This is a genomic window from Mariniflexile litorale (assembly GCF_031128465.2).
GTDB classification, from domain to species: domain Bacteria; phylum Bacteroidota; class Bacteroidia; order Flavobacteriales; family Flavobacteriaceae; genus Mariniflexile; species Mariniflexile litorale.
In genome coordinates this window covers 2370766-2397376 of record NZ_CP155618.1, presented here as the reverse complement: position 1 = coordinate 2397376, position 26611 = coordinate 2370766, and the positions used below count along the sequence as shown (strand labels likewise).

Genomic DNA, 26611 nt, shown 5'->3' with positions numbered 1-26611 from the left:
TCACTTTAATATTAAACCATAAGGCTACTTCCAAATCTTTCAAAAATAGCTTTATCTAAGGTTTCTCTATGGTCTGGATGTGCTATGTCACGAAGCGACTGTGCACGCTGTTTTAAAGTTCTACCAAATAATTCAGCAACACCATATTCGGTGGCAACAAATCGGGCATGAGCTCGGGTTGTAACCACACCAGCCCCTTGTTTTAACATGGGTACAATTTTAGAAACCCCTTTTAAGGTCGTTGAATTTACAGCAATGATAGGTTTTCCGCCCTGAGACAGTGCCGCACCTCGCATAAAGTCCATTTGCCCACCTACACCCGAAAACATTCTAGTACCAATAGAATCTGCACAAACCTGGCCAGTTATATCTATTTCTATGGCTGAATTAATAGCGGTTACTTTAGGGTTTTGACGAATGATAGCCGTATCATTTACATAGGCAATATCCAGCATTTCAATCTCTGGATTGTCATCCATAAAATCATACAATCGCCGTGTTCCCATGGCAAAACCTGAAACTATTTTATACGGGTTTACTTTTTTCTTAGAGCCATTCACAACACCTCTTTCAACTAAATCTACGATGCCTTCCGAGAACATTTCGGTATGAACTCCTAAGTTTTTATGATGGGTTAAATATGTTAAAACAGCATTAGGAATACCTCCAATACCCATTTGTAAGGTAGCGCCATCATCTATAATTGCAGCAATATTTTTTCCGATGGCTTGCTCTTCTGCCGATGGTGCTACAAACTTCATTTCATAAATATCATCTTCAACCTCAACACAAGCATCAAAATTTTTAACATGTATAAGTGCATCTCCAAAAGTACGCGGCATTTTAGGATTAATTTGCGCTATTACTTTCTTGCCTTGTTCTATACCCGATATAACAATATCAACGGAAACTCCTAAAGAACAAAACCCATGCTTGTCTGGTGGAGAAACATTCACTAAAACAACATCCAACTCCATGTATCTTTGGCGGAATAAGTTAGGGATATCACTTAAAAAAATGGGAATATAATTAACGGTGTTACCAACCATTTTTCTCACATTTCCACCAATAAAAAAAACACTAGTATTGAAACTATCTCTTAATTCGGGAGCAGTATAGCCACATTCGCCTTCCGTATGTAAGTGAACAATTTTTACGCCTCGTAATTCTGAGGCTCTCGCAACCATAGCTCTAATAAGTGTTTGCGGCGTGGCCGAACCTCCTTGAATTAACACTCTATCACCTGATTCTATCAATTTCACAGCTTCCTCAGCTGTCATTTTATTTGGTAAGTTCATATCCTTAACTTTTAAAATTTGTCTTTCCTTTTTATCCTTTTTATATCATCTTATATTATCCTAAAAAACTTAGTATGATACCCGCCGCAATAGCTGAACCTATAACCCCTGCAACATTAGGTGCCATGGCATGCATAAGTAAATAATTATGAGGATCACTTTTTAAGCCTTCAGCATGTACCACCCTAGCACTATCTGGAACCGCCGAAACTCCTGCAGCTCCAATAAGTGGGTTTAACTTATCACCTTCTTTAAGAAACAGATTCATAAATTTAGCAAAAAGCAAACCACCCATCGTTGCTATTACAAATGAGATAGCTCCCAATCCAAATATTAGCATAGAATCTTTAGTGATAAAAATATCTGCTTGCGTGGATGCTCCCACCGTAACACCCAAAAGTATGGTTACGATGTCTATTAATTTAGTTCGTGCTGTATCGGCAAGTCGTTCGGTTCTGCCCGATTCTTTTAATAAATTTCCAAAAAACAACATCCCTAATAAAGGCAATGCACTAGGTGATATAAAAGTTGTTAGTAACAATGCAACTACTGGAAAGATCATTTTTTCCTTTTGCGACACTGCTCTTGGAGGTTTCATTCTAATTAATCGCTCCTTTTTAGAAGTTAGCAACCTCATTATTGGAGGCTGGATAACTGGTACCAATGCCATATAAGAATAGGCAGCAATAGCGATAGGTCCTATTAAATTCTTAACCGTAGTCCCATCTGGCAATATATTTATACCATTTGCCAGTTTAGAGGATAAGAAAATAGCGGTAGGACCATCGGCACCACCAATAATTCCAATAGCACCAGCTTCTGGCAGACTAAACCCTAAATAAAGTGCTCCTAAAAAAGTTCCAAAAACCCCAATTTGTGCTGCCGCTCCTAAAAGCATGAGTTTAGGGTTGCCTATAAGCGATGAGAAATCGGTCATGGCCCCAATTCCTAAAAAAATTAAAGGTGGGTAGACCCCCTTCACAACCCCAAAATAAAGGTAATTAAGTACAGAACCTTCTTCGTAAATCCCCGTTTGATTACCTGCTACAAAAGGAATATTACCTATTATAACACCTGCTCCAATAGGGATTAAAAGCAGCGGTTCATAATCAAATTTAATTCCGAGATATATAAAGACAATCCCTATTACAATCATAAGCAAATTCCCAGATTCGGCATTCGCAAAACCCGTGTATTGATAAAATTGTTTTATACCATCGAAGGCTTCAGACACAAAACTTTTTTCTGAATTTTCTTCAGATTGATTAACTGTTGCCGTAGTTAAGTTTGTAGTTGCGGCATGAGCATTCAATCCTAAAACAGGTCTTATAAAAACCAACAACGATAGAACTCCAAATATTAATATTACTTTTTTCATTTTTTCATTTTTTAACAAGCTCAAAATGCTTATTCAATTACAATTTGAAGCCGTTTTGTCTTTTATTCTAATTCTATCATGATGTCACTTTGCAAAACTTGTTGCCCAACTTTTACATGAATGGCAGAAACGATACCTGCTTTTTCTGAAGCTATACTATTTTCCATTTTCATGGCTTCTAAAACTAATAGTATATCGTTCTCTTTAATTCTATCTCCTACTTTTGCATTAATTGATAAAACAACACCTGGAATAGGTGCCACAATTTTTGACCCTGAGGAACCAGAATTTGGATTACTTACTTTTAGCGGCTCAACAACTGCACTTGCGGGCTTACGAACTAGTGTGGGCGTTTTTATAGTTTTTACCTCTTCCTTCATTTTAACGGAATAAGACGTTCCATTTACCTCCAACTCTATAGTGCTATTCTCGTGTGATACTATTTTAACACCGTAATTATTTTCGTTTATTTTGAATGTGAAATTTTTCATTGCCTTTTATGTTTCTTTATAAGTTTTGAACTAGAGTCTATTACCATAAGCACTATAAATTTTAGAACTCCAAGGGGAATATAATTTTCTAGCTTGTTTAATCGTTAATACTGCATTTTCATTATCATGCTGAGCATTCAGATACATATGAATTGCCGCAGAAATTGCCGCCGCCATTTCTCCTGTAAACTGCTCATTAACTTTAGGGGATATTTCTTTTATTTTTTTATCTCTTCCCTTACTTATTATTTTATAGATATAGAGCATCACTGGTAATCCATATTTAAAAAACAAGGTTAAAAGCAATAAGCCTCCAAAAACAATTGTAAGTCCTGTTACTAGAATAACATAGCCTTCGCTTAGCGTGTCGGTAAATAAAAATAGATGTGTCATTATAATGGAATGTTTGAATGTTTTTTAGGCGGATTTACTTCTTTCTTATTGGCTAATAATTCCAAAGCTCTAATAATTCTAAACCTGGTATTTCTGGGCTCAATAACATCATCAATAAATCCATATTTAGCAGCTACATACGGATTAGCAAATTTGGTATTATACTCGCTCTCTTTCTCCTCTATATAATGCTGTTTTTCATCAGCATTTTCAATTTTACGAATGTTAGAACCTTCTAAAACCTCCACAGCTCCTTTTGCACCCATGACTGCAATTTCTGCCGTTGGCCAAGCGTAATTTAAATCGCCCCTAAGTTGTTTACAACTCATAACATCATGCGCACCCCCATAAGACTTCCGAAGTGTAATGGTTACTTTTGGAACAGTAGCTTCACCATAAGCAAATAATAATTTTGCACCGTGTAAAATAATTCCAGCGTATTCTTGACCCGTTCCTGGCAAGAAACCTGGTACGTCCACTAAGGTTACCACAGGAATATTAAAGGCATCACAAAAACGAACAAATCGGGCGGCTTTTCTCGACGACTCACAGTCTAAAACCCCCGCATAATATTTTGGCTGATTAGCGACAATACCAACGGAGCGCCCATTGAAACGTGCAAAACCAACCACAATATTTCGGGCATAGTTTCTATGTACTTCTAAAAACTCGCCATTATCGGCGATTATTGAAATCACATCAATAATATCATAAGCCTGATTCGCATTTTCGGGAATAATAGTATTTAAAACATCATCCAACCGATCTATAGGGTCGGAGGTTGAAATGGTTGGTGGTTCTTCAAGATTATTGGAAGGTAAGTAACTTAACAATTTCCTTACGAGCATGAGATTTTCTTCATCATTCTCCGCTAAAAAATGTGATACTCCCGATTTTGTTGAATGAATATGAGCACCTCCTAATTGTTCGGCCGTAACAACTTCTCCTGTTACAGCTTGGACCACCTTTGGACCAGTAACAAACATGTAACTTGTTTTGTCCGTCATGATGGTAAAATCTGTTAAGGCTGGTGAATATACCGCGCCCCCTGCACAAGGTCCTAAAATGGAAGAAATTTGAGGAATAACACCCGATGCCATAATATTTCTTTGAAAAATTTCGGCATACCCTGCAAGCGATCTCACACCTTCTTGAATACGTGCACCTCCACTATCATTTAACCCTATAACGGGTACACCTATTTTCATAGCCATATCCATAATTTTACAAATTTTTAACGCAAATGTTTCTGAAAGCGACCCACCAAATACGGTAAAATCTTGAGCAAATACGTAAACAATTCTTCCATCAATGGTTCCATGACCCGTTACAACCCCATCTGATAAATAAATTTCCTTATCCAATCCAAAAGATTTCGTCCTGTGGGTTACAAACATGTCGAACTCTTCAAAACTATCATCATCTAAAAGAATGTCTATTCTTTCTCGGGCTGTTAACTTTCCTTTAGCATGTTGCGAATCGATACGTTTTTCACCGCCTCCTAACTTTGCTTCCGCTCTTTTTTGAATGAGCTCGTTAATTTTATCTTGATTTGCCATTTGTTTAACTATTTACTTATCTGTTTTAATAACCTTTTATTGTTTTGAACAAAGTTCAGTTAGAACTCCTAGTGTAGATTTTGGATGTAAAAAGCCAATATTTAATCCTTCAGCTCCTTTTCTCGAGACTTTATCAATAAGAGTCACGCCTCTGTCTTCTGCTAATTTTAAAGCCTCTGTAGCGTTATTTACAGCAAAAGCAATATGGTGTATTCCAGGGCCTTTTTTAGCAATAAATTTCCCGATAGCCCCGTCTGGCGAGGTACTTTCAAGTAATTCAATTTTTGTATTACCTACCAAAAAAAAGGCTGTTTTCACCTTCTGATCAACAACCTCTTCAATAGAATAACATGTCATTCCTAAAACGTCTTCATAATATTTAATGGAATTTTCTAAATTTTCAACCGCTATTCCAATATGCTCAATATGAGATATATTCATGATTTATAATTTATTAAGTTTATCAGTATTTACAGGCTAAAATTAAGGATAGACTCCTTTTTAAATTATGATAGAAGTCATGTATTGCAGATTAATTACAATTATTTTTAACTATAACGTAATAGTAACATTAGGTTTCTAATTTAATTCGACAAACAAATAATATTATATTTGATTATGTTTTCAAACCTTGTTTTTTTAAAATCCAATAGAGCATGGTTACTGCTTGTAGTTTCTAGTTGTTTATTATATTTTACATTTGCATACAACTTGGTTAGAACCGATTATGTAAAGCTTATCATGTTGTATACTGCTTTATTCTTTTTGTTTTACAAACTGGTACAGCTGTTAAAATCACAGCTTGTATTTTTAACTTGGTTAGCCTTTATATTTCGAGCCATTTTTATTTTAGCCATACCAAACTTATCACAAGATTTTTACCGTTTTATTTGGGATGGCCGAATGCTTTTAGAAGGTTTCAACCCCTATTTACACAACGTAGAGTCGTTTATAAGCATGAGCAAATTCCCTGTAGATCAAGCTCAAGAATTACATCAAGGCATGGGAGAATTGAATGCCAGTCATTTTACCAACTACCCACCTTTAAATCAATTATGCTTTGTGATCGCAGGTTTGTTTGCAGGGAAAAGTATTTTAGGGTCGGTTGTGGTGATGCGCATCCTTATAATTGCAGCCGATTTTGGTACACTCTTTTTTGGAAAAAAATTATTAGAAAGATTAAATCTTCCTGCACACAACATTTTTTGGTATGTTTTGAATCCGTTTATTATTATAGAATTAACAGGAAATCTTCATTTTGAAGGCGTGATGATTTTCTTTTTAGTGTGGAGTTTGTACTTACTACATTCAAGAAAATGGTTATTTGCTGCAATTATTTTAGGCTGCTCTATTTCGGTGAAATTAATTCCTTTAATGTTTTTACCTTTGTTTTTGAAGTGGTTTTTCAATAATAAAAAGGTTTCGACTGCACTCAACCTAACACCTGATGAAGCGAGAAACATTATTACAAATAAAATGAAGCAATCTGTTTCTAAGGAAGAGATTGCTTTGCGACTTACACCTCACAATGGCGGACTATTAAAATTAATTAGTTTTTACTGCGTCACGTTACTTACCACCATTTTGTTATTTCTACCTTTTTACTCGAAACAATTCATCAGTAATTATACTAAAACAGTTGGCTTGTGGTTTCAAGACTTTGAATTTAATGCCAGTTTGTATTATATAGCACGAGAAATTGGTTATCAATTTAGAGGTTATAATGAAATTGGTACCATAGGTAAAATCATTCCTGTTGTTGTTGTTTTATTTGTTTTAGGGATGGCATTTTTCAGAAAGAACAAAACAACCGTTCAACTGATAACAAGTATGCTTTTGGCTTTGTCATTCTATTACTTTACAGCCACTACTGTACACCCTTGGTACGTGGCCACCCTTTTGATTTTATCTATCTTTACTAACTATAAATTCCCGTTAGTTTGGAGTTTTGCTATGACACTAAGCTACTTAGCTTATATAAACACCAATAACACCGAAAACCTATGGATTATTGGGTTGGAATACGCGATTGTGTATAGCGTGTTTATTTGGGAAGTTTTTATAAACAAAAAAGCTACGAAACAAATTTCATAGCTTATTACACTTATTTTTCAAAAATAGACATTGAGTTTTTAAAACTCTTGAACTCCAACATATAATCATTTGGATCTTTTATAAAGAACGAAACATGTTCTCCTATTTTACCTTCCAAAAATGTTGCTTGAGTAACTAAGTCTAGTTTTTGCTGTTTAAATTTTGAGTAAACTTGTTCCCAATCTTTTAAATCTACAATAACTCCGAAGTGAAACGATGGCAATATTTTACCTTCAAAAACATAATTAGGACTGTGAAAACTAAACTTTTCAGCCTTGATAAATGTTATTTGATTGCCAAATAAATCGATATCAATCCAACTTTGTGTTTTCCTACCTGAGGAAGCGCCAATATTACCTACATAAAAGTTTTCTATACTTTTTATACTTAAACATGGCAACGACATATGAAATGATGCACCCATAATTTAATAGGATTAAAGAGGTTTTAAACTTTCAACTCTATAAATAGCATAATCTTCATCGTCACCATCAAAGTCTTCAACAAAAGTTATTCTAAAACTTTTATCGATGTAACTTTCATCGTTCTTTAAATCGTATTGTTTTAATACTCTTGGATGTACTTCCTCAAATACTAATTCTTCTCCATTTTCAAACCAAAACGTAAAATAACCGTTTTCGTAAGACTTAAAAATAGCTGTTCTCATAAAACAATTATTTACTATGAGTTAATCAATGTCATCATCTTCATCATCTTCATCATCTTCATCGTAATCTGAGTCGGCATTGTCATCCATATCATTGTCGTCGTCATCTTCCGAACTATCTTTCTTTATTACAATATCATCGTCGTCATCTTCTAAATCCGCATCGGGATCGTCAACTTTAACTTCTTCAAAATCATCTTCTGCCACGTCTGCATCGTCATCCCCAAAGTCTTCCATAGCTTGTACTAGACGTTTACCCACTTTTACCAAATATATAGTATCATCGGTTCTAACCTCGACAGCTTCAATTATTTCATTTTGTGCATTTCTAAACGAAATAATGTCGGCCTCATCGTATCCATCAGGAAACTTTTCCACAAGAAGATTTAATATATCTTCATTTAATTTTTTGTAATCTACAATCTTGCGTATCATTTTTTTTTTGAGTTGTATTATTGGTCTAGCAAATATGCAAAAATTAATGGTGCAACAATAGTTGCATCGCTTTCTATTATATATTTTGGTGTATCTATATCTAATTTACCCCAAGTTATTTTTTCATTTGGAACAGCCCCAGAGTATGACCCATAGCTAGTTGTTGAGTCGCTAATCTGACAAAAATAGCTCCAAAAAGGAATATCATGCATTTCCATATCTTGGTAAAGCATAGGCACAACACATATGGGAAAATCACCAGCTATTCCGCCTCCAATTTGGAAGAAACCTACACCTTTTCCTCCTGAATTTTTTGGATACCAATCGGCTAACCACATCATGTATTCAATACCACTTTTGGTAGTAGAGGCTTTTAATTCGCCTTTAATACAATAAGAAGCAAAAATATTTCCCATGGTACTGTCTTCCCAACCAGGAACTACAATAGGTAAATTTTTCTCAGCAGCAGCAACCATCCAAGAGTCTTTTGGGTCTATCTCATAATATTGTTCTAAAACACCAGAATTTATCATTTGATACATAAATTCATGAGGAAAATAGCGTTCACCTGATTTATCAGCTTTATTCCAAATATCAAATAAATGCGATTGTAAACGTCTAAATGCTTCTTCTTCAGGAATACAAGTATCGGTAACACGATTGAAATGATTATCTAATAAATCTCTTTCTTCTTGTGGAGATAAATCTCTATAATTTGGCACTCTTTTATATGAATTATGCGCTACTAAATTCATAATATCTTCTTCAAGGTTCGCGCCTGTACAAGAAATGATATGAATTTTATCTTGACGAATCATTTCTGCTAACGATTTCCCTAACTCTGCCGTACTCATTGCACCCGCTAAAGTTACCATCATTTTTCCGTCTTCTAATAAATGAGTTTCGTAACCTTTTGCAGCATCTACTAAAGCAGCAGCATTAAAATGTAAATAGTTCTTTTCTATAAATTTTGATATGGGTCCTTTAGTACTCATCGTCGTCGTTAAATTTTGTTGCGTTATTTTTTTGTTTTGAATTATCGTAAGCATTATCGTAATCGTCTCCTACTTCTTGATCCATAAATTTATAACTTAACATCTTATAATACAATTTTGCAGCTACAAAATCTGAAGATTTTTGTTTGGCATGTGGGCATAAATCAACCATATCGAACCCAACTACATTTTTTTCTGCAAAAACTTGTTTTATAAAATCTAAAGTTTCATACCAAAACAAACCACCTGGTAAAGGAGACGTTGTATTTGGCATAATAGAGAGGTCTAAACCACTTAAACTAAAATTGATAAATACATTATCTGTCATTTGATCGATGGCTGAATCTATCCAAGTATCATCTACCGCCATTTCGTGAGAAAAATAGGTTTTATCAATATCTGCAATTGTTTTTTCAATCGCACTCATCGAACGAATCCCCACTTGTATTAAGTTAGTGGTTTGGCTCGCTTCATGCAGTGCGCAAGTATTATTAACAGAAGTACCGTTATGGCTCTTACGTAAATGGGCATGTGCACCTATATGCAACACAGTTAAACTTGGAAACATCTCGTTAAAAGCACGAATATTTCCAATAGAAATAGCATGTTCACCACCAAAAATGGTTACAAACTTATTCTTTTTTATATATTTTTTTGTTGTTTGATGTACAGCATCGATTAACGCTTCTGGTGATGTGTTATCTTCAACCAAATCTGCTAAGTAAACACCTTGTTGATAAACTTCTGTATCTGTTTCTATATCATAAAGTTCCATGTTGTTTGAAGCATTCAAAAAAGCTTCTGGCCCCTTTTCAGATCCTTTTTGCACCGTGCTTGTTCCATCATAAGGCACTGGAATTAAAACAATTTTTGATTGTTCTAATTTTACAAATTCTTCTGGTATACCAGCATACGTGTTATTTGTCATAACCTAAAATTTTAAGTAAGTCTTCACTTTTTTGTTGTTCACTAAATAACTCTGTTGTAATATTTCCATCAGCATCCCTATCTATCAATATATGTTTTGGCATCGGGATTAAACAGTGTTGTAAACCACCAAACCCACCAATAGTTTCTTGATAAGCACCTGTATTAAAAAAACCAATGTATAGTGGTTTGTCTTTATTATATTTTGGCAAATAAATGGCATTCATGTGTTGTTCACTATTGTAATAATCATCGCTATCACAAGTTAAACCTCCTAATAACACACGTTCATAACTTTCATTCCACCTGTTAATTGGCAACATCACAAAGCGTTTATTAATAGCCCAAGTATCTGGCAATGTAGTAATAAACGATGAATTAATCATATTCCATTTTTCACGATCGTTTTGTTGTTTTTGATATAAAACCTCATAAATAGCTCCACCACTTTCACCAACAGTAAAACTACCAAACTCGGTAAAAATATTAGGCACTTCTACCTCTTCTTCTTCACAAACTAACTTTATTTGATTGATAATTTCACCCACAATGTATTCATAGTCAAAATCAAAAGCCAAAGAATTTTTAATAGGAAAACCACCGCCAATATTTAAACTATCTAAACTAGGACAAATACGTTTTAAGCTGGTATATACTTTTAAACATTTGGTTAACTCATTCCAATAATATGCATTATCTCTAATACCTGTATTGATAAAAAAATGAAGCATTTTAAGTTTCACTTTTTTGTTTTCTTTAATCTGGCTTCTATAAAAAGGTAAAATATTTTTGTAACCAATACCTAGACGCGAGGTATAAAACTCGAATTTAGGTTCTTCTTCTGAAGCTATTCTAATTCCTATATTAAATTTTCCTTTTATTTCTTTTGATAACAAATCAATTTCTTCATAATTATCAATAATGGGAATACAGTTTTTGTGCCCATTATTAATTAACCTCGCTAAGTTAGAAATGTATTGATCTCTCTTAAACCCGTTACTAATTACATAAGTTTTATCGGTTATTTTCCCTTCTGCTTTTAAGCTTTCAACAATATCAATATCAAAAGCAGATGATGTTTCTATATGTATATCGTTTTTTAAAGCTTCATCGAGTACATGCTTAAAATGAGAACTTTTAGTACAATAACAATAATTGTATTTACCCTTATATTTGTTCGCTTTAATAGCTTTTTCAAACCATCCTTTAGCTCTATGAATGTTGTTTGAAATTTGTGGTAAATACGTAAATTTTAAAGGTGCTCCATATTTTTCAACTAAACCCATAAGGTCTATGCCATGAAACTCTAAGTGCTTGTCGTTTAGATCAAATTCTTCTTGAGGAAAGTAAAAAGATTGATTAATTAAATCAATGTATTTAGTATTCATTCTTTATTTTTAGATGTAATAGTTTAATATTATTTTTTTAAAGTTAAGAAACATTCGTTTCTAATCAAATTATATTTATCTATTAATCAAATACGAATGGGACTTTGTGTCGTAGGAACAAAGCCATGTATATGCTGGTTAGCAGCAATAGTATAAGCAGAAGTTAGCTTTAAAATTCGGTCGCTTTTTCTATAAGCTGCTTTTGAAAATACCTTCTTATATTTCAAAAACCCGAACATATAAATACGTTTCAATTTGTTCAGAAATTACATTACAAATGAAATATAAAAAATTTAATTTTAGACTGATTTTGGTTTTTTTTTTAGATTTTTTTTAGAAGCCGTTTAGAGCCTTATCCGAAGAGATTGAACTATATATTACATTGTTTTGCTACTGCTTCACATACAGCCCCTCTTGTTATTGCAAAGCAGTTACTACTTCAAAATTAACGACAAAATACAGCGTAATATTAAGGCATAAAATCACAATAACCTAAAGCATTTTTAGGTTGTTTAACTCTTGTTCTGTGAGATGTTTCCAATGTCCACGCGGAATGTCCTTTTTAGTTAGTGGCCCAATAGCAACACAATCTAGATTGACAATTTCGTATTTAAAATAATCAAAAATAGTTCGGATTAATGTGTTCCCTGTATTTTTAATTTTTAAACCTATTTCATTTTTGGAAGTATTATCAATATAACTAATCTCCTCTACAGCTATAAGTTTACCTTCAATTTTAAAACCTGATTGGATTGTTTTTAAATCTTCAAGCTTTAAATTTTTATCTAATTCTATATGAAATAAACGAGGCACTCCATTTTTAGAATTGGTGAATTTTGCAGCGATAACATCATCATTAGTAAATAACAACAAACCTTTAGAGTTTCTACCTAAACGCCCAATGGGTGCTATTTTAGATGAGGTGGCATTAGATACCAAATCCATTACCGTTCTACCCTTTCCTTCACTGGTAGTTGTAGCAAACCCTTTCGGTTTGTTTAGTAAAACATATGCTTTTTTCTCTGGGTTAATACGCGCACCATCATAACGCACTTCATCTTCTAACTTTACTTTATAACCCATTTCGGTAATTACCTTACCATTTACAGTTACAAGTCCTGTTGCGATATGTACATCAGCTTCCCTACGCGAGCACATACCTGAATTAGCTACGTATTTATTTAATCTAATTTCGTTTGGATTTGAAGGTTTTTTTGATGGCAGATTGGTGTTTTTTATAGGCGCATTCCCTCTAGCAAAATTTTTACTTTTTGAAGTATTACCTCCTCTACTTTCATTTTTACCATTTCCATTTTGCTGACCTCTACCTGAAGGTTTCCCTTTTCCACTTGTTCCTTGCGTTCTGCTCATCATTTATTTTTTTGCAAAGATACTTCTTAAAAATTATCATTCACAACTTTTGATTTACGATTTTATAAAATCCTGTTAAGCAACAAATTAATATCTATTAACAAAATACTAAAAACACCTAAAACTATAATAAACTTTAAAATACTGTGTCCTAATAAGTAATGTAATTTGGTTTTAGATTTCCATAACAACACTAAAAAAACCACCATTAACACAATACTTAAATAGAAATACATATACATATAACCAATTTCAAATTTAAATAATAGCAAATAAATAGGAAAGAGTGTTAAAATTGCCAACACTGTAAGTATGCGTTTAGAAACTATTTCACCATAAATAACAGGAATGGTGTGGTAATTTTGAGTTAAATCGCCTGTGATATTCTCCAAATCTTTAGTAAGTTCTCGCATCGAAATGAGTAAAAACAAGAAAACAGCATGCACAAAAATAACCGTTTCGAAATTTTTATAATACATGAAAATGGCAAAAAAGGGTGTGATGGTTAAAATTGCCGATGTTAAATTACCAACAAAAGGCATTTTTTTTAATTTATGTGAATAAAACCAAATACCAAAAATATAAATTGAAAAGAAAATAACGGCTTTAAAAGACACATAGCTTACCATGATAACCGCTAAAAAATTTAAAACAAAATAAAAAGATAGCTTGGTATTTTGACTTACTAATTTATCTAACTTCGATTTTATGGGGCGATTAATTAAATCCTTTTCCGAATCGTAAAAATTATTAATAATATAACCTCCAGCGATGGTTACAGATGATGCTAAAACCAACAAAAACAAATTAAGATCTAAAACAACCTGTTTAAATGGTTTATCGTGTGCTAAAATGTAAATGGATGCTAAATATTGAGCAATTACAATGATTAAAATATTGTAACCTCTAACAACAGAAAACATACCGAAAAACTTAAGAAGTATGTGTTTTTGTCTGCGAGAAAGCATGACCTAAAGTTTTTTTTTACTTAAAAATTCAAATAACTTATATAATATGTATACGATAGCTAATAAGAAAACAACTAAAACAAACTGCCAAATAAAAAGACTTATAGAAAACGCTTCAATCAACTTTTGCATAGCGGGTCTTTTTTAAAAGTTATAAACTACTTCTAACTTGTAATCTTTTAATACTTGTTTAGCCTTATTTATATCTTCAGTAAAGCCTAAGATATAACCGCCGCCGCCAGAACCACAAAGTTTTAAGTAGTACTCGTTGGTTTCAATTCCTTTTTTCCAAAGCTCATGAAATTGAACAGGAATCATGGGTTTAAAGTTATTCAATACCACTTTTGATAATTGTTTGGTGTTTTTAAATAACGATTTGATATCGCCTTTCAAGAAGTCATCCACACAAGCATCGGTATGTTTTATAAATTGATCTTTAAGCATATTACGGAAACCTTCTTGTTTCATATTTTCCATAAAAATACTTACCATAGGTGCAGTTTCTCCAATTATACCACTGTCTAATAAAAACACAGCACCTTTTCCGTCAGCTTTTTGTGAAGGAATGCCAGTGGCTTCAATATTATCTTTTGAATTGATAAGAATAGGAATACTCAAATAGCTATTTAAAGGGTCTAAACCAGAGGATTTTCCATGGAAAAAAGATTCCATTTCTGAAAAAATTGATTTTAAAGTCAGTAATTTTTCACGAGTTAAATTCTCTAAAACTGTAATTTTATTATGAGCATAATTATAGTAAATAGCAGCCACTAATGCACCACTACTACCTACACCATATCCCTGAGGGATAGACGAGTCGAAATACATACCCCCATTTACGTCATTCTTTAAAGCTTCAATATCAAAAGTCACCAATTCAGGATTGATACCCTCTAAATAATCAACAAAACGTTTTAAACTCTCATTAGATTTTAAAGAAGTCTCCGATGGATTTTTATCTGTTTTTAAAGCGCCATTATAAAAATTATAAGGAATTGATAGTCCTTTAGAATCTTTAATGATTCCATACTCGCCAAAAAGTAGAATTTTAGAGTAAAATAATGGTCCTTTCATGTTTATATTGATAATTAACAATTAATAATTGAAAATTATTTTTGTTTTGATGTTTTAATGATACTTGTAAGAAGTTTTAAAATTTCTTTTATATCAATCTGAGTACTAATATACTCAGAATTATCCAAATAATTTGTTTCTTTAAGCAAATCAGTACTCAGTTTCATTCGCTTCTTTTGAGCAACTGTCAACTTATGACTAAAATGGCTTTCCTTCTGCATGTTCTGCTTCCTTGACATTAGCTCCAATCACTATTCCAGAGCGGAATAATTGTTTTGAAAGCACGAACTCCTTTTTATCTTCAACTAAAAACTTGTACAAAGTTACAACTCTCACTGCAAATTGATCGCTTTTAGTTTTAATAATATTTTGCTCTTCATTGTCAATTATCAATTTTACATTGTTAATTGCTTAGCTCCAAAACCAATTTGATCGCAAATATAATGACCGTTTTGACAATATACAACTAATTCATTTTTAATGAATTCTAAAATTTCAGATGATTCATTCTTTGGATATAGTACGTGTACGTTTGCACCTGCATCTAAAGTAAAGCTAATGTTTAAACCGGTTTCTTCCCTAAAACCCCAAATTTTATTGATTATTTCCAAAGTGTTTGGTTTCATTAAAATAAAATAAGGCATACTAGTCATCATCATCGCATGCAGCGTCAACGCTTCACTTTCAATTAAAGCAGTAAAATCGTTTAAATTTCCCGATTCTAAAATAGGTTTTAACTTTTCAAGATTATCATGCGCTTGCTGGAACCTGTTGTTTGCATACGGATGATTATACATTAGGTTATGCCCCACCGAACTACTCACCTGCTTTTCTCCTTTATCAACCAATAAAATGGTGTCTTGGTAGTCTTTAAAATTTTCATGAACTTTATAAGGATATTTTACACCAAATAACTCTGTACTTCCTTCAATAGCCTCGGTTTGTCCCCAAACAATTAAATCGCCTTCAATACTTCTACATGCAGAACCAGAACCTAAACGTGCTAAAAAAGATGCTTTTTTATAAAAATAATCATCCAAATGATCTACACCTAACTCTTCCTCTACACTCATTAAACATAAAGCCAATGCACTCATGCCACTTGCAGAGGATGCTATTCCTGAACTATGTGGAAACGTGTTTTTTGTTTCTATTTTGAATTTATAATGCTTTAAAAACGGCAAATACAACTCAATACGCTCAAAAAACGTTTGTATTTTCGGTTTAAAATCATCCTTCTTTTCTCCATCTAAGAACACATCAAATTCAAAATCAGAACTATTCTCTTTTTTTGAAAAAGTTAAAGTTGTAATTGTTTTACAGTTATTAAGCGTAAAACTGATGGATGGGTTTTCAGGAATTTGATCTTTCTTTTTTCCCCAATATTTCACCAACGCAATATTACTGGGCGATTCCCATGTAACTTTTCCACTTTCAGTAGTATTTGAATATGCTTTAGGGGTAAATTCTTGTGCTGTCATTCTAAATTAAATCTAAGGACAAAGATAATAGTTTTACCATGGTTTTATAATTTCTTGATGTTCCAACAACCTTCAACTTGCGTTCATAGGTATTCATATTAAATTTTGTTTTACCATAACCTGTTGAAGAATAAAAATAAAGACAGTCTTTTTTTATTATAACCTCTTCATTTTCATAAGTTATTTCTTGAGCTTTCTTAATTAAATTTTCATTTGGAATGTCACTTAAAAATATGAAATAACTTGTTTCTTTCTTTTCTTCTGAAAAAGGACATGCATCAAAAATGGTTTGCAATTCACTATTCGTTTTCACTATTACTGGAACTTCAAAACCAAAATAAGAATGCATCCGTTTTTTAATTTTAGTTTCTAATTCCGATGTTTTTTCTAAAGATTGAAAAATAACATTACCACTTTGAATATAAGTTTGTACGTTTTGAAAACCTGCTCCTGTTAACAAATCTCGTAATTCTGCCATTGGAACTTTTTTATGCCCACCAACATTGATACCTCTTAAAAATGCTATACAAGTATTCATTTAGAAATAGATTTAGCAGCAATGTAAGCACCTGTCCATGCATTTTGAAAGTTGAAACCGCCTGTAACAGCATCTACATTAATAATTTCTCCTGCAAAATAAAGATCTTTATGAAGTTTACTTTCAAAGGTTTTAAAATTGATTTCTTTTAAATCAATACCTCCAGCTGTTACAAATTCTTCTTTAAAGGTGCTTTTACCATCCACCTGGAAAATGGCTTGTGTAAGTTGTAATGCTAAATCTTCTAATTGACTTTTATTTAAATCTGCCCAACGGGCATCTTTATTCATATTAGAAACTAACACCAATTTTTGCCATAAACGCTTTGGCAAGTCAAACTGAGCCGATTTAAACACTATTTTTTTTGCTAAATCGTGTTTTAATGTTTTTAAAATGTTTAAACAATCTTCGAAAGACTGTCTTATAAAATTGATTTCTATTGGAAATTTATAGTCTCGTTTTGCCAATTCTATAGCTCCAAAAGCAGATAATTTTAAAATGGCTGGGGCACTGAAACCAACATGTGTAATAAGTAAAGGACCTTCACTACATAAATCGGTTCCTAAAATTTTAATTTCCACATTTTGAGCCACGACACCTGGAATATCTTTAATACGTTCGTCTTTAACATCAAATGTAAATAATGAAGGAACTGGTTGTGAAATAGTATGTTCTAAATTTTCTAAAAGAGCCCAAATTTTTGGATTGCTTCCTGTTGCAATTAGTAATTTATCGCAAGAATATTTATTCCCCTTTGTTGAAATTTCAAAACCTCTTGATTGAGGAGATACGTTTACAACACTTTGATTATACAGGATTTCAACTTTATGCTTTTTAGCTTCATCTAAAAAACAGTCAATAATAGTTTGCGATGAGTTAGTTGCAGGAAACATTCTACCATCTTCTTCTATCTTTAATTCAACCCCTCGCTTTTGAAACCACTCGATGGTATCTCCTGTCATGAATTGATGAAAAGGCCCTAATAATTCTTTTTTACCTCGCGGATAATTCTTTATTAATTCTTGGGGAATAAATTCGGCATGCGTTACGTTACATCTTCCTCCTCCAGAAACTTTCACTTTCTGCAAACCTTCATTACCCCGTTCTAAAACAGCTATTTTTAAATTCGGGTTATTTTCAGCGATATTAATAGCAGCAAAAAAACCTGCTGCACCGCCACCAACAATAACCACGTCTTTTTTAATCATAACCTATTAGGAAAATCGGAAATAATGCCATCAACGCCATAAGATTTTATACGTTTGATTGGCTTTAAGTTATTCACGGTATAAGTATAGACCTTAAAATTTTCCTTTAAATTCTCAACAATTTCTTCAGTTAACATCGTGTAATCTGGATGTATGGATACGGCATTTATTGTTTTAGCAAAAGCAACAGCCTCATCTAAATTCGTATCGGTCAACACCCCTAAAGGTATTTTTTTATTTATTTCATAAACCTTTTGTAGTAATACTTTTTGGAAACTAGAAACTACAATATTCGCGTAATCCCACCCCTTTTTTTCAACAAAAAAATCGATTAATCTACTCGCCTCCTGTGCAGTATCATGACCTTTTAACTCAATATTCAACAGACATTTATTATTTAAAAAAGATAAAACTTCCGATAAAGTTGGGATTTGACAACGCCCTTTTACCTCTACTTGCTTTAATTGGTTGAGTGTGTGTTTTGAAACTTCGCCCGTACCATTCGTCATCCTATCTAATGTAAAATCATGAAAAACCACCAACTGCCCTGTAGCACATCTGTGCACATCTATCTCAATGCCATCAACCCCCAAGTCTAAAGCTTTTTTAATAGATTCTAAAGTATTTTCGGCTAAATGTCCTTTAGCTCCTCTGTGCCCTATATTTAATATGTTTTTATCCACCTTATAATTCTTATCAAAATATCTGTGTAAATTTAACATTAATAAAATGGTTTTTATGCATATGCCGTTAATCTTAATTCATTTTTATCTTTCTCACTCATACAATTAGAAGAATTTAACCACTATTACATCTCAACTAAGCTATCAAATGAAAATTCTAACGTGAGAATGACCGTGCATTCTAATTGAATTTCGATGAACAACCATTAAATTAATATAAAACTACTAAAACCCAAACCCTAATTTAAAAGCAATAAGTAATCCATCATGACTATGAAATGCCGAAACATTTCCCGTAATCATATTGGCGGCATTAACGAAAAACCCACCACCAAGGGACGTATTCCACTTATTGGAATCTTCATCTTCCATCCAAACTTTACCATAATCTGCACCACCATACAAACCAATATTTAAAGGTAACAAGCCCGTTTTTAGTTTACGTAAATTCAAACGCAAGTCGGTACTTTGTACAAAGGCACTTTTACCGGTAAAACGTTCATTTCTATAACCTCTTAATCCATTATTAGCACCTAAATTTGCTGCTTGATAAAACTCAAAACCATCACCTAAATTAATTTGTGCTTTAAGTTTGGTTGCCAAAACCAGTTGTCCGCTTGGTATTAATTTGTAATCGAAAGCCAGTTCAGGAATAATGTATCCAAAACCATTGGAAGTATCCACATTATTTTTATATCCTGTTTCAAGAGCAACTAGCATTCCTAATGTTGGAAATGCTTTGCTATCGGAATTTGAATATTGATATTTAGCGTTCATTCCATAAAAACTATTACCTACTTCTATTATATCGTTTAGAACGAGATTAATAAAGCGCCCTTCTGTTTCTTCCACTTCGTTATGTTCAAAAGAAACTCCTACTTCAAAACTAGCACCAAAACGTCCACGCCAAATTAAAGAAGGTGACACTTTAAGCAAACTGATTTTTACACGATTATAATCTAAACCCACATCAAACCCATCATTGTCATCAGCTTCATAATTTGGTGTTTCATTTCCGAAACCAAAGAAATTCATAGCGAAATTAGGACTTGTGAAATGTACTTTCAAACCTAAATTCATATGTCCCACAACATGAGCAAACTCGCCACTATAACTTACATCAAACCCTTTTGTAGCGAAATAATAAGCACCCGAAAGCGAATGTTGCGATGTAAATGGATTACGCTCAAAACCATAGGTTGTGAATGTGTTTAATAATCCTATTTTAAACCCATCATCTGGATTTGTACCAATAGTTGGTATGAGTTGATTGGTGTTGTTTTTTAGTTTTTTATAATCGTATACATTCGTTTCGTAATCATCGGTTAATTTTACACGTCCTTCGGGTGTCTTAAATGTGTTTTCTTTCGACTTATATTCGTAAACCTTAACTTTACTTCCGTTCACTATATTGTATACATCATTGTTTTGCCCACCAATTAAACGCACTTTAATCAGATGATCTCCTTCTCCTGAAACTTTAAAAACATCGTCATCATCTAAACCATATATCCAAATTTCGTTTGTTTCATTCGTATTATACGTTCTTTGATGAAATAGATCTGCTTTTTCTCCCTTTTTTATTCGATATGCTAACACTTTAGTTTTTCCTCCTGGCATACGTTCAATTTCAAACCAATCATCTTTATTGGTTCCTTTTATAACAGCAAATTTGTTAATATGATTGAAATACGCTTCTGAAATTTTTTGAAGATTAGCCCGTCTTCCTTGAAGCTTTCTTTTAATATCTTGAATGGTTTCGTCCTGTACTTCTTTAGGGAAATTGGTAAATGCTTCGTCTATAATAGCGTCGGTTAAATTCTCTGTAATTTGCTTTACTTGGGCATTCCAAACGTCGCGACCTGATTGATTAATCAACGCCATATCTAACGGATATGGCTCGGTATTAAACCACTTCGGGTTCTTTAAATCTTCACTATACGATTTCATTAATCGTAAACTAGGAATTATCGAGGTAGCCAACTTTAACAACATACCATCTGCCATTTTAGAAAACACTTGATCTCTATCTCTGGGTACAGGTTTGTAAATTGTTTTTCCATGTTCTTTAAATTCAGCCCAACGCCATTGGTCTTCGTGCCTATCCCAATCGCCAATAAGCATATCAAATAAACGCGCTCGAATATAGGCGGCTTCATCTAAAACAAAATCTTCGTCTTTATTAATCTTTTTTAACAAATCATCCGTACTAATCATTGTATTTGAAAACCCAAAACTTGCTTTATCGCCATGCCCATCATCGGTACGTTCTTCAATCATATATAATTCGTCTCCAAATTCATCATTGAATTGCCCTATGGCATTTTGCTTGGGCACATAATACAGCACCGGATTTGTATGATAAATACCAACGGCATCTGCTAAAGGACCAACCACAAATGGCGCATAAGGGTGTGAACCCGTAAAAATGTCTTGCAGCAAGCCTTCGGTATATGTATCTTCAAACTGTCCTTCAATATACTGGTCTTTAAAAGCAACTGCTTGTAAATACTGAATGGCATTTTTTCGAAGCGCACGCATCACATATTCCCTCCCTTGTTTATCTTTTAATCGCAACGATTTTGATTGATGGCCGCCTCCTTTTCTAATAGGCGTTAAGCCTCCAAACAACGTATCTAAATTTACTGTCGGTGCTTTAATTTCGGTACCGTAATAAGTTCGAAAACGATCGCCCCATAACGTTTTATAAATACTTCCTTTTGAAATTTCTTCCTTTTTATAAATAGCTGCTATTCTTTCCTTGGGAAACGAGGTTGGATAATTAAGAGCATCGTCTTTCTTATCTTTTGAAAGTACTTGGGTTTGAAACACCACTTTATCATTTTCTGCTGAATAAAAACGAACTTGAGAAGCCCCATCTGTATAAACATCTAATATGGCATATCCAGGTGTTCCATAAGAAAATTGTCCATTACCCACATTTCGAGTTGTTGAAATTTTAGACCCCGAGCCGCTAATAATTTGTTGCACATTGTCTTGAACGATGTATTGCAAATTATGGTCATGGCCCGATACAAAAACAACTTTATCATTTTCTTGAGACAACGTAATGATACGTTTTCTTAATTCATTGTATAACTTATTTTGGACATCTACCGTGGTAACACCTCCTGTTTGTCTAATGATGTTTTTTAATGTTCCTAGTACTGGAAATGGTTTTAAATGACTTGAAAATGAATATTGCCCGCCATGTGACCCATTTGAAAACATAGGATGATGCACAGCAATTAGTGTCGTTTTTCCTTGTGCTTTTTTAATTTCACCTTCAAGCTCATCAAAAAACTTACTTCTGGTTTTTATGTCGCAATCATCATTTATAGTTGGATACTTATCCCAATCGGCCAAATACCATTCAGAATCTATAATAATTAAAACCACATCGTCTGAAATAGTTACTTTTTCAATCGGACAACCATTTTCAGGCAAAAAAGTATTTTTACCCAGTTTATCTTCAATAAAATCTTCTTGTCTTTTTAACCCTTTCATTCCAGAATACCAGTCGTGGTTTCCAGGGATAAAAATGGTTTTACCTTTAAAATTTTCAACTGCTTCTGTTTGAATATTAAGTTGATGTTCGGCAAACTCTCTATTTTCATCTTCCTTATTAGGCACTCCTTTAGGGTACACATTATCACCTAAAAAAATAACCGTACTCTGTTTGGAAGCTTTACTTAGTTGGTTTTTAAATGCTTCTAAGGCTTTAGATGATGTTCCCAAAGGTGAATTTCCGGCATCTCCTATAAGGTAAAAGGAGTGAGCAATTTCTTTAGTAGATATATCGGCTTTCCAATTTGAATCTTTATACTGCGGACTATAGGTCGCACACGCACTAAAAAGTAAAGCAATCAAAAAAAAGCTAACTAGTTTTATCTGAGGGATCATGTTTTTATGTATATAATTCTTAAACTTATTTGATTCATTAAGTAGGAATCTACTAAGCGACCTTACAAAACGATTCAAATCAGAAAGCATTCTGTAAATTTACGACAAATTAAAAACGAATGTTTAAATTCGTTAAACTTTAGTATTTTTACTCTAAATCGTATGCTCTTATGGATAATCTTGTGGCAGAAGCTGAAAAACATGTCATTCATTTATTAAACACCAAATTAAGCAGCCATTTTATTTATCATAATTTGGCACATACTCAGCTTGTTGTTGAAAAAGTAAAGGAGCTATCCGATTTATCAAATTTAAATGAATCTGAAAAAGAATCATTGATTTTAGCTGCTTGGTTTCATGACACAGGTTATACTGAAAGCACGGACAAACATGAAGAAAAGAGTGTTGCTATTGCTGAAGCTTTCTTAAAAAACCAAAATACTTCTGAAGAAACGATTAATACTGTTACTCATTTAATTTTAGCTACTGTAATGGGTTATGAACCCAAAAACATCAGTGAACAAATTATTCGTGATGCTGATTGTTCGCATATTGGTAGTAAAGATTTTAGTGATATTTCTGAACTACTAAGAAAAGAATGGGAACTTTCTTGTGACAAAACATTGACCGAAAGTGAATGGTTGCAAGAGAATATTAATTTTTTAACCAAAAATCATCGATTTTATTCTGAAGCAGCAGCGACCAATTGGACTGCGACCAAATCAAAAAATATATCGAAATTACTAAAACTTCAAAATAAAACAAAGCAGAATTCTGTTAAGCTAAAACATAAAAAAGCCGAATTAAATTTTAAAAAGAACAAAGTAGAATTACCTGAACGCGGTATTGAAACCATGTTTAGAGTGACTCTTAAAAACCACATCACTTTAAGTAATATTGCAGATACTAAAGCTAATATTCTACTCTCTGTTAATGCCATTATTGTATCGCTAGTATTATCTAATTTGGTTTCTAAATTAGACAATGCCTCAAACGAATACCTTATTATTCCCACCGTTGTTTTTGTACTATTTACTGTAGTTTCCATCATATTATCCATTTTAGCAACGCGACCAAATGTTACCAGTGGAAAATTTACTAAAGAAGATGTTGCCAACAAAAAAGTGAACTTATTATTCTTTGGAAATTTCCATAAAATGAGCCTAAAGGATTTTGAATGGGCTATGGGTGAAATGATGTTAGATAGAGATTATTTATACTCGTCTATGAAAAAAGACTTGTATTTTTTAGGGTTGGTTTTAGATAAAAAATACAAAATACTCCGATTGACATACAGTGTATTCATGGTAGGCATTATTATAAGCGTGATTGCTTTTGCTGTAGCCTTTAAGCTTAATGCTCGTTAATTTTCAATTTCTTTAATTAAATCGTTATAAGTATAAAAGGCCTTATCTTCTATATTTTTATGGTATAACAAACTAACTTGAATTGCTTTTAAGCCTGTTACGGCTTGCAAATCTTGCAACTCAACAATTTCCACATCGGTATCTAAATAATTTTTAGATTGTAAAAATTTAATATAGCGCAGATATTCCAACTCATCTTGTTTTTGGGAATAAATAATACTCATTTTTCCTTTTTGGGTAACGCGCTGTTTTGTACCTTTTATAAATGCTTTATCTACACGTTTTTTTACAATTTCATATCGAGCGTTATAAGTACCATCCACATCAAATTGTTTTTCATCCATTCTAAAACTAATAGACAAAGGTTGGTTAAACACTAAAATCATGGAAGCCACATCTAAACCAATAGAAAAATTAGGCTGCATTTGGTAATAAGCATTCTCCATTTCGCACATAACTTGCAATTGCCACAATCTTAAATTGTATAAGTAAATAGGGTTAAAACTATCTTCCTTAGTTATAGATTCACCTATGTACATGTTATGTTCTACACCATCCGTTTTAAAACGTTCAAAATAATGAGGATACATTTTTTGGGCTTCAACTTGCTTTTTATCTAAAAGAGAAGCCATCTTTTTATTGATACTTGCAATCGTATTATCATAGTTTTTTCTGTGTTTATAGAAAGTCCCTGCCTTCGCATCAATCGTTTCTTTATATGAATTAATACTTGAATTTAATTCTTTTAATTTCGACAAATGTGCTAATAACGGATTAATATCGTGCTTTAAAAACTCCGAAATTTGCTGCTCGCTATCCACTTGAAAGTGCAACTTTAAATTCTCCAAATAATTATCTATTTGAAATATAAATTGCTCATATATAGGAAGTGCTTCTTTTTTAAAAGCAGCATCTAAAATGGTTTTTACGCTATTTAGTTGTAAAGACAAATCTTGCTGTGTTGCCCAATTTCTGGTTTCCGAAGAACCTTTAATATCTATTTGACCATACAACGGGTAGATATCTTCAAATGAAATTTTATTAAATACGGCTTGATTTCCTTTGAGTTGTTCATTTATAAAAGCTTTAGCTTCTTTTTCAAATTTCCAGTGAACACTTGGATGAATGGAGGTGCATTCTTGTTGAATTACAGCTTCAATTAAATTTTCTTCTTCTTTTTTTGAACGCAACACCGCCGAAACAATATACGGCATAACGTCAATTAATTTGTTTGCGTTGATGCTGTTTAAAACTTTAGCTTCTGGGGAAACAATTTCTAATATTCCCAGTAAAGTGTCACCATCTGCAATGGGAGCCAAAATAGCACTTTTAATACCTTGATTTTTTAATACGGCAATTTGGGGTGCTTTTCCTTGAGACAATTTATAGAATTTGTCAACATCTGAAATAGTGTAGAATTTTTTCTCTTTAAGCAGTTGATTATAAGACCAACCACATAAAATGCTTTCACATGGGTTTATTTCTTTATTATTCAATAGAAAGCTAGACATGCCTTCGCCATAAACTGGCTCTAAAGTATCATCTTCCTTATTATAAATTGAGAATCCTACACGAATGTCCTTAATACCTAAAAGCGAACTAAACACCCCTTGGAACTTTTCTATAAAATTTTCATCACTGCGTTTGTCTTTAGAAATAAGACTTGATTTTACATTTGAAATAGACTGATCATCTGTAACATCAAAAATATTTGAAATAACAAAGCCTTTAAAAATATAGCTATTGGGCGGAAATTTTTCTTTCCAAAGTTCTATATTATCAAAATTATCTAACAATTCATCATAATCTTCTGGGGTGATTTTTTTAGCTGCTTCTGTTGGTATTATTTCGCAAAAATCGGCATTGTATAAAATTTTATAATACCTTAAAATACCTTTTTCATCAGGTATTTCATAAAAAAATGGGCGTTTTAAATTCAAATTATAGCCATAGCAAAAATTTAAGATAATCGTACAAGTAACAATATACGTATCATCTTCAGGCATGTTTCTAATTTTTAAAACAAAGTCATCTCCTGCCTTTTTAATAAGTTCTTTAAAACGGTTTGAAGTATTAAAAAAGATGTTTTGAAATGGAACAGACGCTGTTTTTATTTCATTATTACTTAAAATAGGACTGAAAGAATCTTGAAGAATAGCTGCTATGGGCTTTTTGTAGGTTTCTAGCAACGACAAATCGGTAAAACCTTCTCGCAAATCAGGATAAGGTTTTTGAATTTCTAAAATCCGTTTTGCTTTAATCGCAAGAAACTCATCGTCACTATTCGAAAGTTGCTCGTAAGTTTTAAGAAGTTCGTTAAAACTTATTTTAAAAATCATTGGCGATTCCAGATGTTCGTACAAGTCCATGCCTTTAAAATTGTGAATTACAAA

Annotated in this window: 25 protein-coding genes; 2 read left to right on the top strand and 23 right to left on the bottom strand. The window is 32.8% G+C overall.

Going from position 1 to position 26611, the window contains the following annotated elements:
* Positions 1 to 11 precede the first annotated feature (11 nt).
* From QLS71_RS09780 to mce, 6 genes are all read right to left on the bottom strand, one after another.
* Positions 12 to 1298: an acetyl-CoA hydrolase/transferase C-terminal domain-containing protein gene (locus QLS71_RS09780; protein WP_308990943.1), complete on the bottom strand. Its 1287-nt coding sequence runs from the start codon at positions 1296 to 1298 to the stop codon at positions 12 to 14.
* A gap of 55 nt (positions 1299 to 1353) precedes the next feature.
* Positions 1354 to 2676 (bottom strand): sodium ion-translocating decarboxylase subunit beta, encoded by a 1323-nt coding sequence (locus tag QLS71_RS09775; protein ID WP_308990944.1) that lies wholly within the window; start codon positions 2674 to 2676, stop codon positions 1354 to 1356.
* A gap of 62 nt (positions 2677 to 2738) precedes the next feature.
* Positions 2739 to 3167 (bottom strand): biotin/lipoyl-containing protein, encoded by a 429-nt coding sequence (locus QLS71_RS09770; protein WP_308990945.1) that lies wholly within the window; start codon positions 3165 to 3167, stop codon positions 2739 to 2741.
* Between the two features lie 30 nt (positions 3168 to 3197).
* A complete protein-coding gene (locus QLS71_RS09765; protein WP_308990946.1) occupies positions 3198 to 3560 on the bottom strand; it encodes an OadG family transporter subunit in 363 nt (120 codons plus the stop codon).
* On the bottom strand, positions 3560 to 5119 hold the full coding sequence (locus tag QLS71_RS09760) for an acyl-CoA carboxylase subunit beta (protein WP_308990947.1): 1560 nt from the start codon (positions 5117 to 5119) through the stop codon (positions 3560 to 3562). Before QLS71_RS09760 ends, QLS71_RS09765 begins: the two co-directional genes overlap by 1 nt.
* A gap of 36 nt (positions 5120 to 5155) precedes the next feature.
* Positions 5156 to 5560, bottom strand: coding sequence for a methylmalonyl-CoA epimerase (gene mce / locus QLS71_RS09755; protein ID WP_308990948.1), 405 nt, complete (start codon positions 5558 to 5560; stop codon positions 5156 to 5158).
* Between the two features lie 177 nt (positions 5561 to 5737).
* On the opposite strand from mce, the gene QLS71_RS09750 reads away from it, so the two are divergent.
* On the top strand, positions 5738 to 7213 hold the full coding sequence (locus QLS71_RS09750; RefSeq protein WP_308990949.1) for a mannosyltransferase: 1476 nt from the start codon (positions 5738 to 5740) through the stop codon (positions 7211 to 7213).
* A 10-nt stretch (positions 7214 to 7223) separates the two neighbouring features.
* On the opposite strand, the gene QLS71_RS09745 is transcribed toward QLS71_RS09750, so the two are convergent.
* From QLS71_RS09745 to QLS71_RS09670, 16 genes are all read right to left on the bottom strand, one after another.
* Positions 7224 to 7637: a bleomycin resistance protein gene (locus QLS71_RS09745; RefSeq protein ID WP_308990950.1), complete on the bottom strand. Its 414-nt coding sequence runs from the start codon at positions 7635 to 7637 to the stop codon at positions 7224 to 7226.
* 12 nt (positions 7638 to 7649) lie between these two features.
* A complete protein-coding gene (locus QLS71_RS09740; protein ID WP_308990951.1) occupies positions 7650 to 7880 on the bottom strand; it encodes a hypothetical protein in 231 nt (76 codons plus the stop codon).
* A 21-nt stretch (positions 7881 to 7901) separates the two neighbouring features.
* Positions 7902 to 8315 carry a DNA primase gene (locus tag QLS71_RS09735; RefSeq protein WP_308990952.1) on the bottom strand — a complete coding sequence of 138 codons (414 nt, stop codon included), beginning with the start codon at positions 8313 to 8315 and terminating at the stop codon, positions 7902 to 7904.
* A 17-nt stretch (positions 8316 to 8332) separates the two neighbouring features.
* Positions 8333 to 9310 carry a deoxyhypusine synthase family protein gene (locus tag QLS71_RS09730; RefSeq protein ID WP_308990953.1) on the bottom strand — a complete coding sequence of 326 codons (978 nt, stop codon included), beginning with the start codon at positions 9308 to 9310 and terminating at the stop codon, positions 8333 to 8335.
* Positions 9300 to 10238: an agmatinase gene (speB, locus tag QLS71_RS09725; RefSeq protein ID WP_308990954.1), complete on the bottom strand. Its 939-nt coding sequence runs from the start codon at positions 10236 to 10238 to the stop codon at positions 9300 to 9302. The genes QLS71_RS09730 and speB overlap by 11 nt, the downstream gene beginning before the upstream one ends.
* Positions 10228 to 11625, bottom strand: a complete 1398-nt coding sequence (locus QLS71_RS09720) for an arginine decarboxylase (RefSeq protein ID WP_308990955.1) — start codon at positions 11623 to 11625, stop codon at positions 10228 to 10230. The genes speB and QLS71_RS09720 overlap by 11 nt, the downstream gene beginning before the upstream one ends.
* Before the next feature lie 492 nt (positions 11626 to 12117).
* Positions 12118 to 12996, bottom strand: a complete 879-nt coding sequence (locus QLS71_RS09715) for a pseudouridine synthase (RefSeq protein WP_308990956.1) — start codon at positions 12994 to 12996, stop codon at positions 12118 to 12120.
* Positions 12997 to 13058: 62 nt separating this feature from the next.
* The gene (locus tag QLS71_RS09710; RefSeq protein ID WP_308990957.1) at positions 13059 to 13964 is read right to left on the bottom strand and encodes a geranylgeranylglycerol-phosphate geranylgeranyltransferase; all 906 of its coding nucleotides are present in this window, start codon (positions 13962 to 13964) and stop codon (positions 13059 to 13061) included.
* A gap of 144 nt (positions 13965 to 14108) precedes the next feature.
* A complete protein-coding gene (locus tag QLS71_RS09705) occupies positions 14109 to 15038 on the bottom strand; it encodes a mevalonate kinase (RefSeq protein ID WP_308990958.1) in 930 nt (309 codons plus the stop codon).
* 35 nt (positions 15039 to 15073) lie between these two features.
* Positions 15074 to 15205, bottom strand: a complete 132-nt coding sequence (locus tag QLS71_RS09700; protein ID WP_308990959.1) for a hypothetical protein — start codon at positions 15203 to 15205, stop codon at positions 15074 to 15076.
* Positions 15206 to 15236: 31 nt separating this feature from the next.
* Positions 15237 to 15431 (bottom strand): four helix bundle protein, encoded by a 195-nt coding sequence (locus QLS71_RS09695; protein ID WP_308990960.1) that lies wholly within the window; start codon positions 15429 to 15431, stop codon positions 15237 to 15239.
* A 2-nt stretch (positions 15432 to 15433) separates the two neighbouring features.
* Complete coding sequence (locus tag QLS71_RS09690) at positions 15434 to 16519, bottom strand: diphosphomevalonate decarboxylase (RefSeq protein WP_308990961.1); 1086 nt, start codon at positions 16517 to 16519, stop codon at positions 15434 to 15436.
* A gap of 1 nt (position 16520) precedes the next feature.
* Complete coding sequence (locus QLS71_RS09685; RefSeq protein ID WP_308990962.1) at positions 16521 to 17057, bottom strand: DUF1697 domain-containing protein; 537 nt, start codon at positions 17055 to 17057, stop codon at positions 16521 to 16523.
* On the bottom strand, positions 17054 to 18265 hold the full coding sequence (locus QLS71_RS09680; RefSeq protein WP_308990963.1) for an NAD(P)/FAD-dependent oxidoreductase: 1212 nt from the start codon (positions 18263 to 18265) through the stop codon (positions 17054 to 17056). The genes QLS71_RS09685 and QLS71_RS09680 overlap by 4 nt, the downstream gene beginning before the upstream one ends.
* Positions 18262 to 18987, bottom strand: a complete 726-nt coding sequence (locus tag QLS71_RS09675; RefSeq protein ID WP_308990964.1) for a glycerophosphodiester phosphodiesterase family protein — start codon at positions 18985 to 18987, stop codon at positions 18262 to 18264. Before QLS71_RS09675 ends, QLS71_RS09680 begins: the two co-directional genes overlap by 4 nt.
* Positions 18988 to 19173: 186 nt before the next feature.
* Positions 19174 to 22851 (bottom strand): metallophosphoesterase, encoded by a 3678-nt coding sequence (locus QLS71_RS09670; RefSeq protein WP_348636544.1) that lies wholly within the window; start codon positions 22849 to 22851, stop codon positions 19174 to 19176.
* A 170-nt stretch (positions 22852 to 23021) separates the two neighbouring features.
* On the opposite strand from QLS71_RS09670, the gene QLS71_RS09665 reads away from it, so the two are divergent.
* Positions 23022 to 24218, top strand: coding sequence for a Pycsar system effector family protein (locus tag QLS71_RS09665; protein WP_308990966.1), 1197 nt, complete (start codon positions 23022 to 23024; stop codon positions 24216 to 24218).
* Here QLS71_RS09665 and QLS71_RS09660 read toward each other — a convergent pair.
* A complete protein-coding gene (locus tag QLS71_RS09660; RefSeq protein ID WP_308990967.1) occupies positions 24215 to 26587 on the bottom strand; it encodes a GAF domain-containing protein in 2373 nt (790 codons plus the stop codon). The genes QLS71_RS09665 and QLS71_RS09660 overlap by 4 nt on opposite strands.
* Positions 26588 to 26611: the final 24 nt, after the last annotated feature.

Excerpts from the sequence above, each read along its gene's own strand:
- mce (WP_308990948.1), bottom strand. The coding sequence starts at position 5,560 with ATGAATATATCTCATATTGAGCATATTGGAATAGCGGTTGAAAATTTA.
- QLS71_RS09775 (WP_308990944.1), bottom strand. The coding sequence starts at position 2,676 with ATGAAAAAAGTAATATTAATATTTGGAGTTCTATCGTTGTTGGTTTTT.
- QLS71_RS09745 (WP_308990950.1), bottom strand. The coding sequence starts at position 7,637 with ATGGGTGCATCATTTCATATGTCGTTGCCATGTTTAAGTATAAAAAGT.
- QLS71_RS09765 (WP_308990946.1), bottom strand. The coding sequence starts at position 3,560 with ATGACACATCTATTTTTATTTACCGACACGCTAAGCGAAGGCTATGTT.
- QLS71_RS09720 (WP_308990955.1), bottom strand. The coding sequence starts at position 11,625 with ATGAATACTAAATACATTGATTTAATTAATCAATCTTTTTACTTTCCT.
- QLS71_RS09690 (WP_308990961.1), bottom strand. The coding sequence starts at position 16,519 with ATGACAGCACAAGAATTTACCCCTAAAGCATATTCAAATACTACTGAA.
- QLS71_RS09740 (WP_308990951.1), bottom strand. The coding sequence starts at position 7,880 with ATGAGAACAGCTATTTTTAAGTCTTACGAAAACGGTTATTTTACGTTT.
- QLS71_RS09680 (WP_308990963.1), bottom strand. The coding sequence starts at position 18,265 with ATGATTAAAAAAGACGTGGTTATTGTTGGTGGCGGTGCAGCAGGTTTT.
- QLS71_RS09670 (WP_348636544.1), bottom strand. The coding sequence starts at position 22,851 with ATGATCCCTCAGATAAAACTAGTTAGCTTTTTTTTGATTGCTTTACTT.
- QLS71_RS09705 (WP_308990958.1), bottom strand. The coding sequence starts at position 15,038 with ATGAAAGGACCATTATTTTACTCTAAAATTCTACTTTTTGGCGAGTAT.
- QLS71_RS09750 (WP_308990949.1), top strand. The coding sequence starts at position 5,738 with ATGTTTTCAAACCTTGTTTTTTTAAAATCCAATAGAGCATGGTTACTG.
- QLS71_RS09710 (WP_308990957.1), bottom strand. The coding sequence starts at position 13,964 with ATGCTTTCTCGCAGACAAAAACACATACTTCTTAAGTTTTTCGGTATG.
- QLS71_RS09700 (WP_308990959.1), bottom strand. The coding sequence starts at position 15,205 with ATGAAACTGAGTACTGATTTGCTTAAAGAAACAAATTATTTGGATAAT.
- QLS71_RS09735 (WP_308990952.1), bottom strand. The coding sequence starts at position 8,315 with ATGATACGCAAGATTGTAGATTACAAAAAATTAAATGAAGATATATTA.
- QLS71_RS09760 (WP_308990947.1), bottom strand. The coding sequence starts at position 5,119 with ATGGCAAATCAAGATAAAATTAACGAGCTCATTCAAAAAAGAGCGGAA.
- speB (WP_308990954.1), bottom strand. The coding sequence starts at position 10,238 with ATGACAAATAACACGTATGCTGGTATACCAGAAGAATTTGTAAAATTA.
- QLS71_RS09665 (WP_308990966.1), top strand. The coding sequence starts at position 23,022 with ATGGATAATCTTGTGGCAGAAGCTGAAAAACATGTCATTCATTTATTA.
- QLS71_RS09660 (WP_308990967.1), bottom strand. The coding sequence starts at position 26,587 with ATGGACTTGTACGAACATCTGGAATCGCCAATGATTTTTAAAATAAGT.
- QLS71_RS09730 (WP_308990953.1), bottom strand. The coding sequence starts at position 9,310 with ATGAGTACTAAAGGACCCATATCAAAATTTATAGAAAAGAACTATTTA.
- QLS71_RS09685 (WP_308990962.1), bottom strand. The coding sequence starts at position 17,057 with ATGAATACTTGTATAGCATTTTTAAGAGGTATCAATGTTGGTGGGCAT.
- QLS71_RS09715 (WP_308990956.1), bottom strand. The coding sequence starts at position 12,996 with ATGAGCAGAACGCAAGGAACAAGTGGAAAAGGGAAACCTTCAGGTAGA.
- QLS71_RS09770 (WP_308990945.1), bottom strand. The coding sequence starts at position 3,167 with ATGAAAAATTTCACATTCAAAATAAACGAAAATAATTACGGTGTTAAA.
- QLS71_RS09780 (WP_308990943.1), bottom strand. The coding sequence starts at position 1,298 with ATGAACTTACCAAATAAAATGACAGCTGAGGAAGCTGTGAAATTGATA.
- QLS71_RS09675 (WP_308990964.1), bottom strand. The coding sequence starts at position 18,987 with ATGTTAAATTTACACAGATATTTTGATAAGAATTATAAGGTGGATAAA.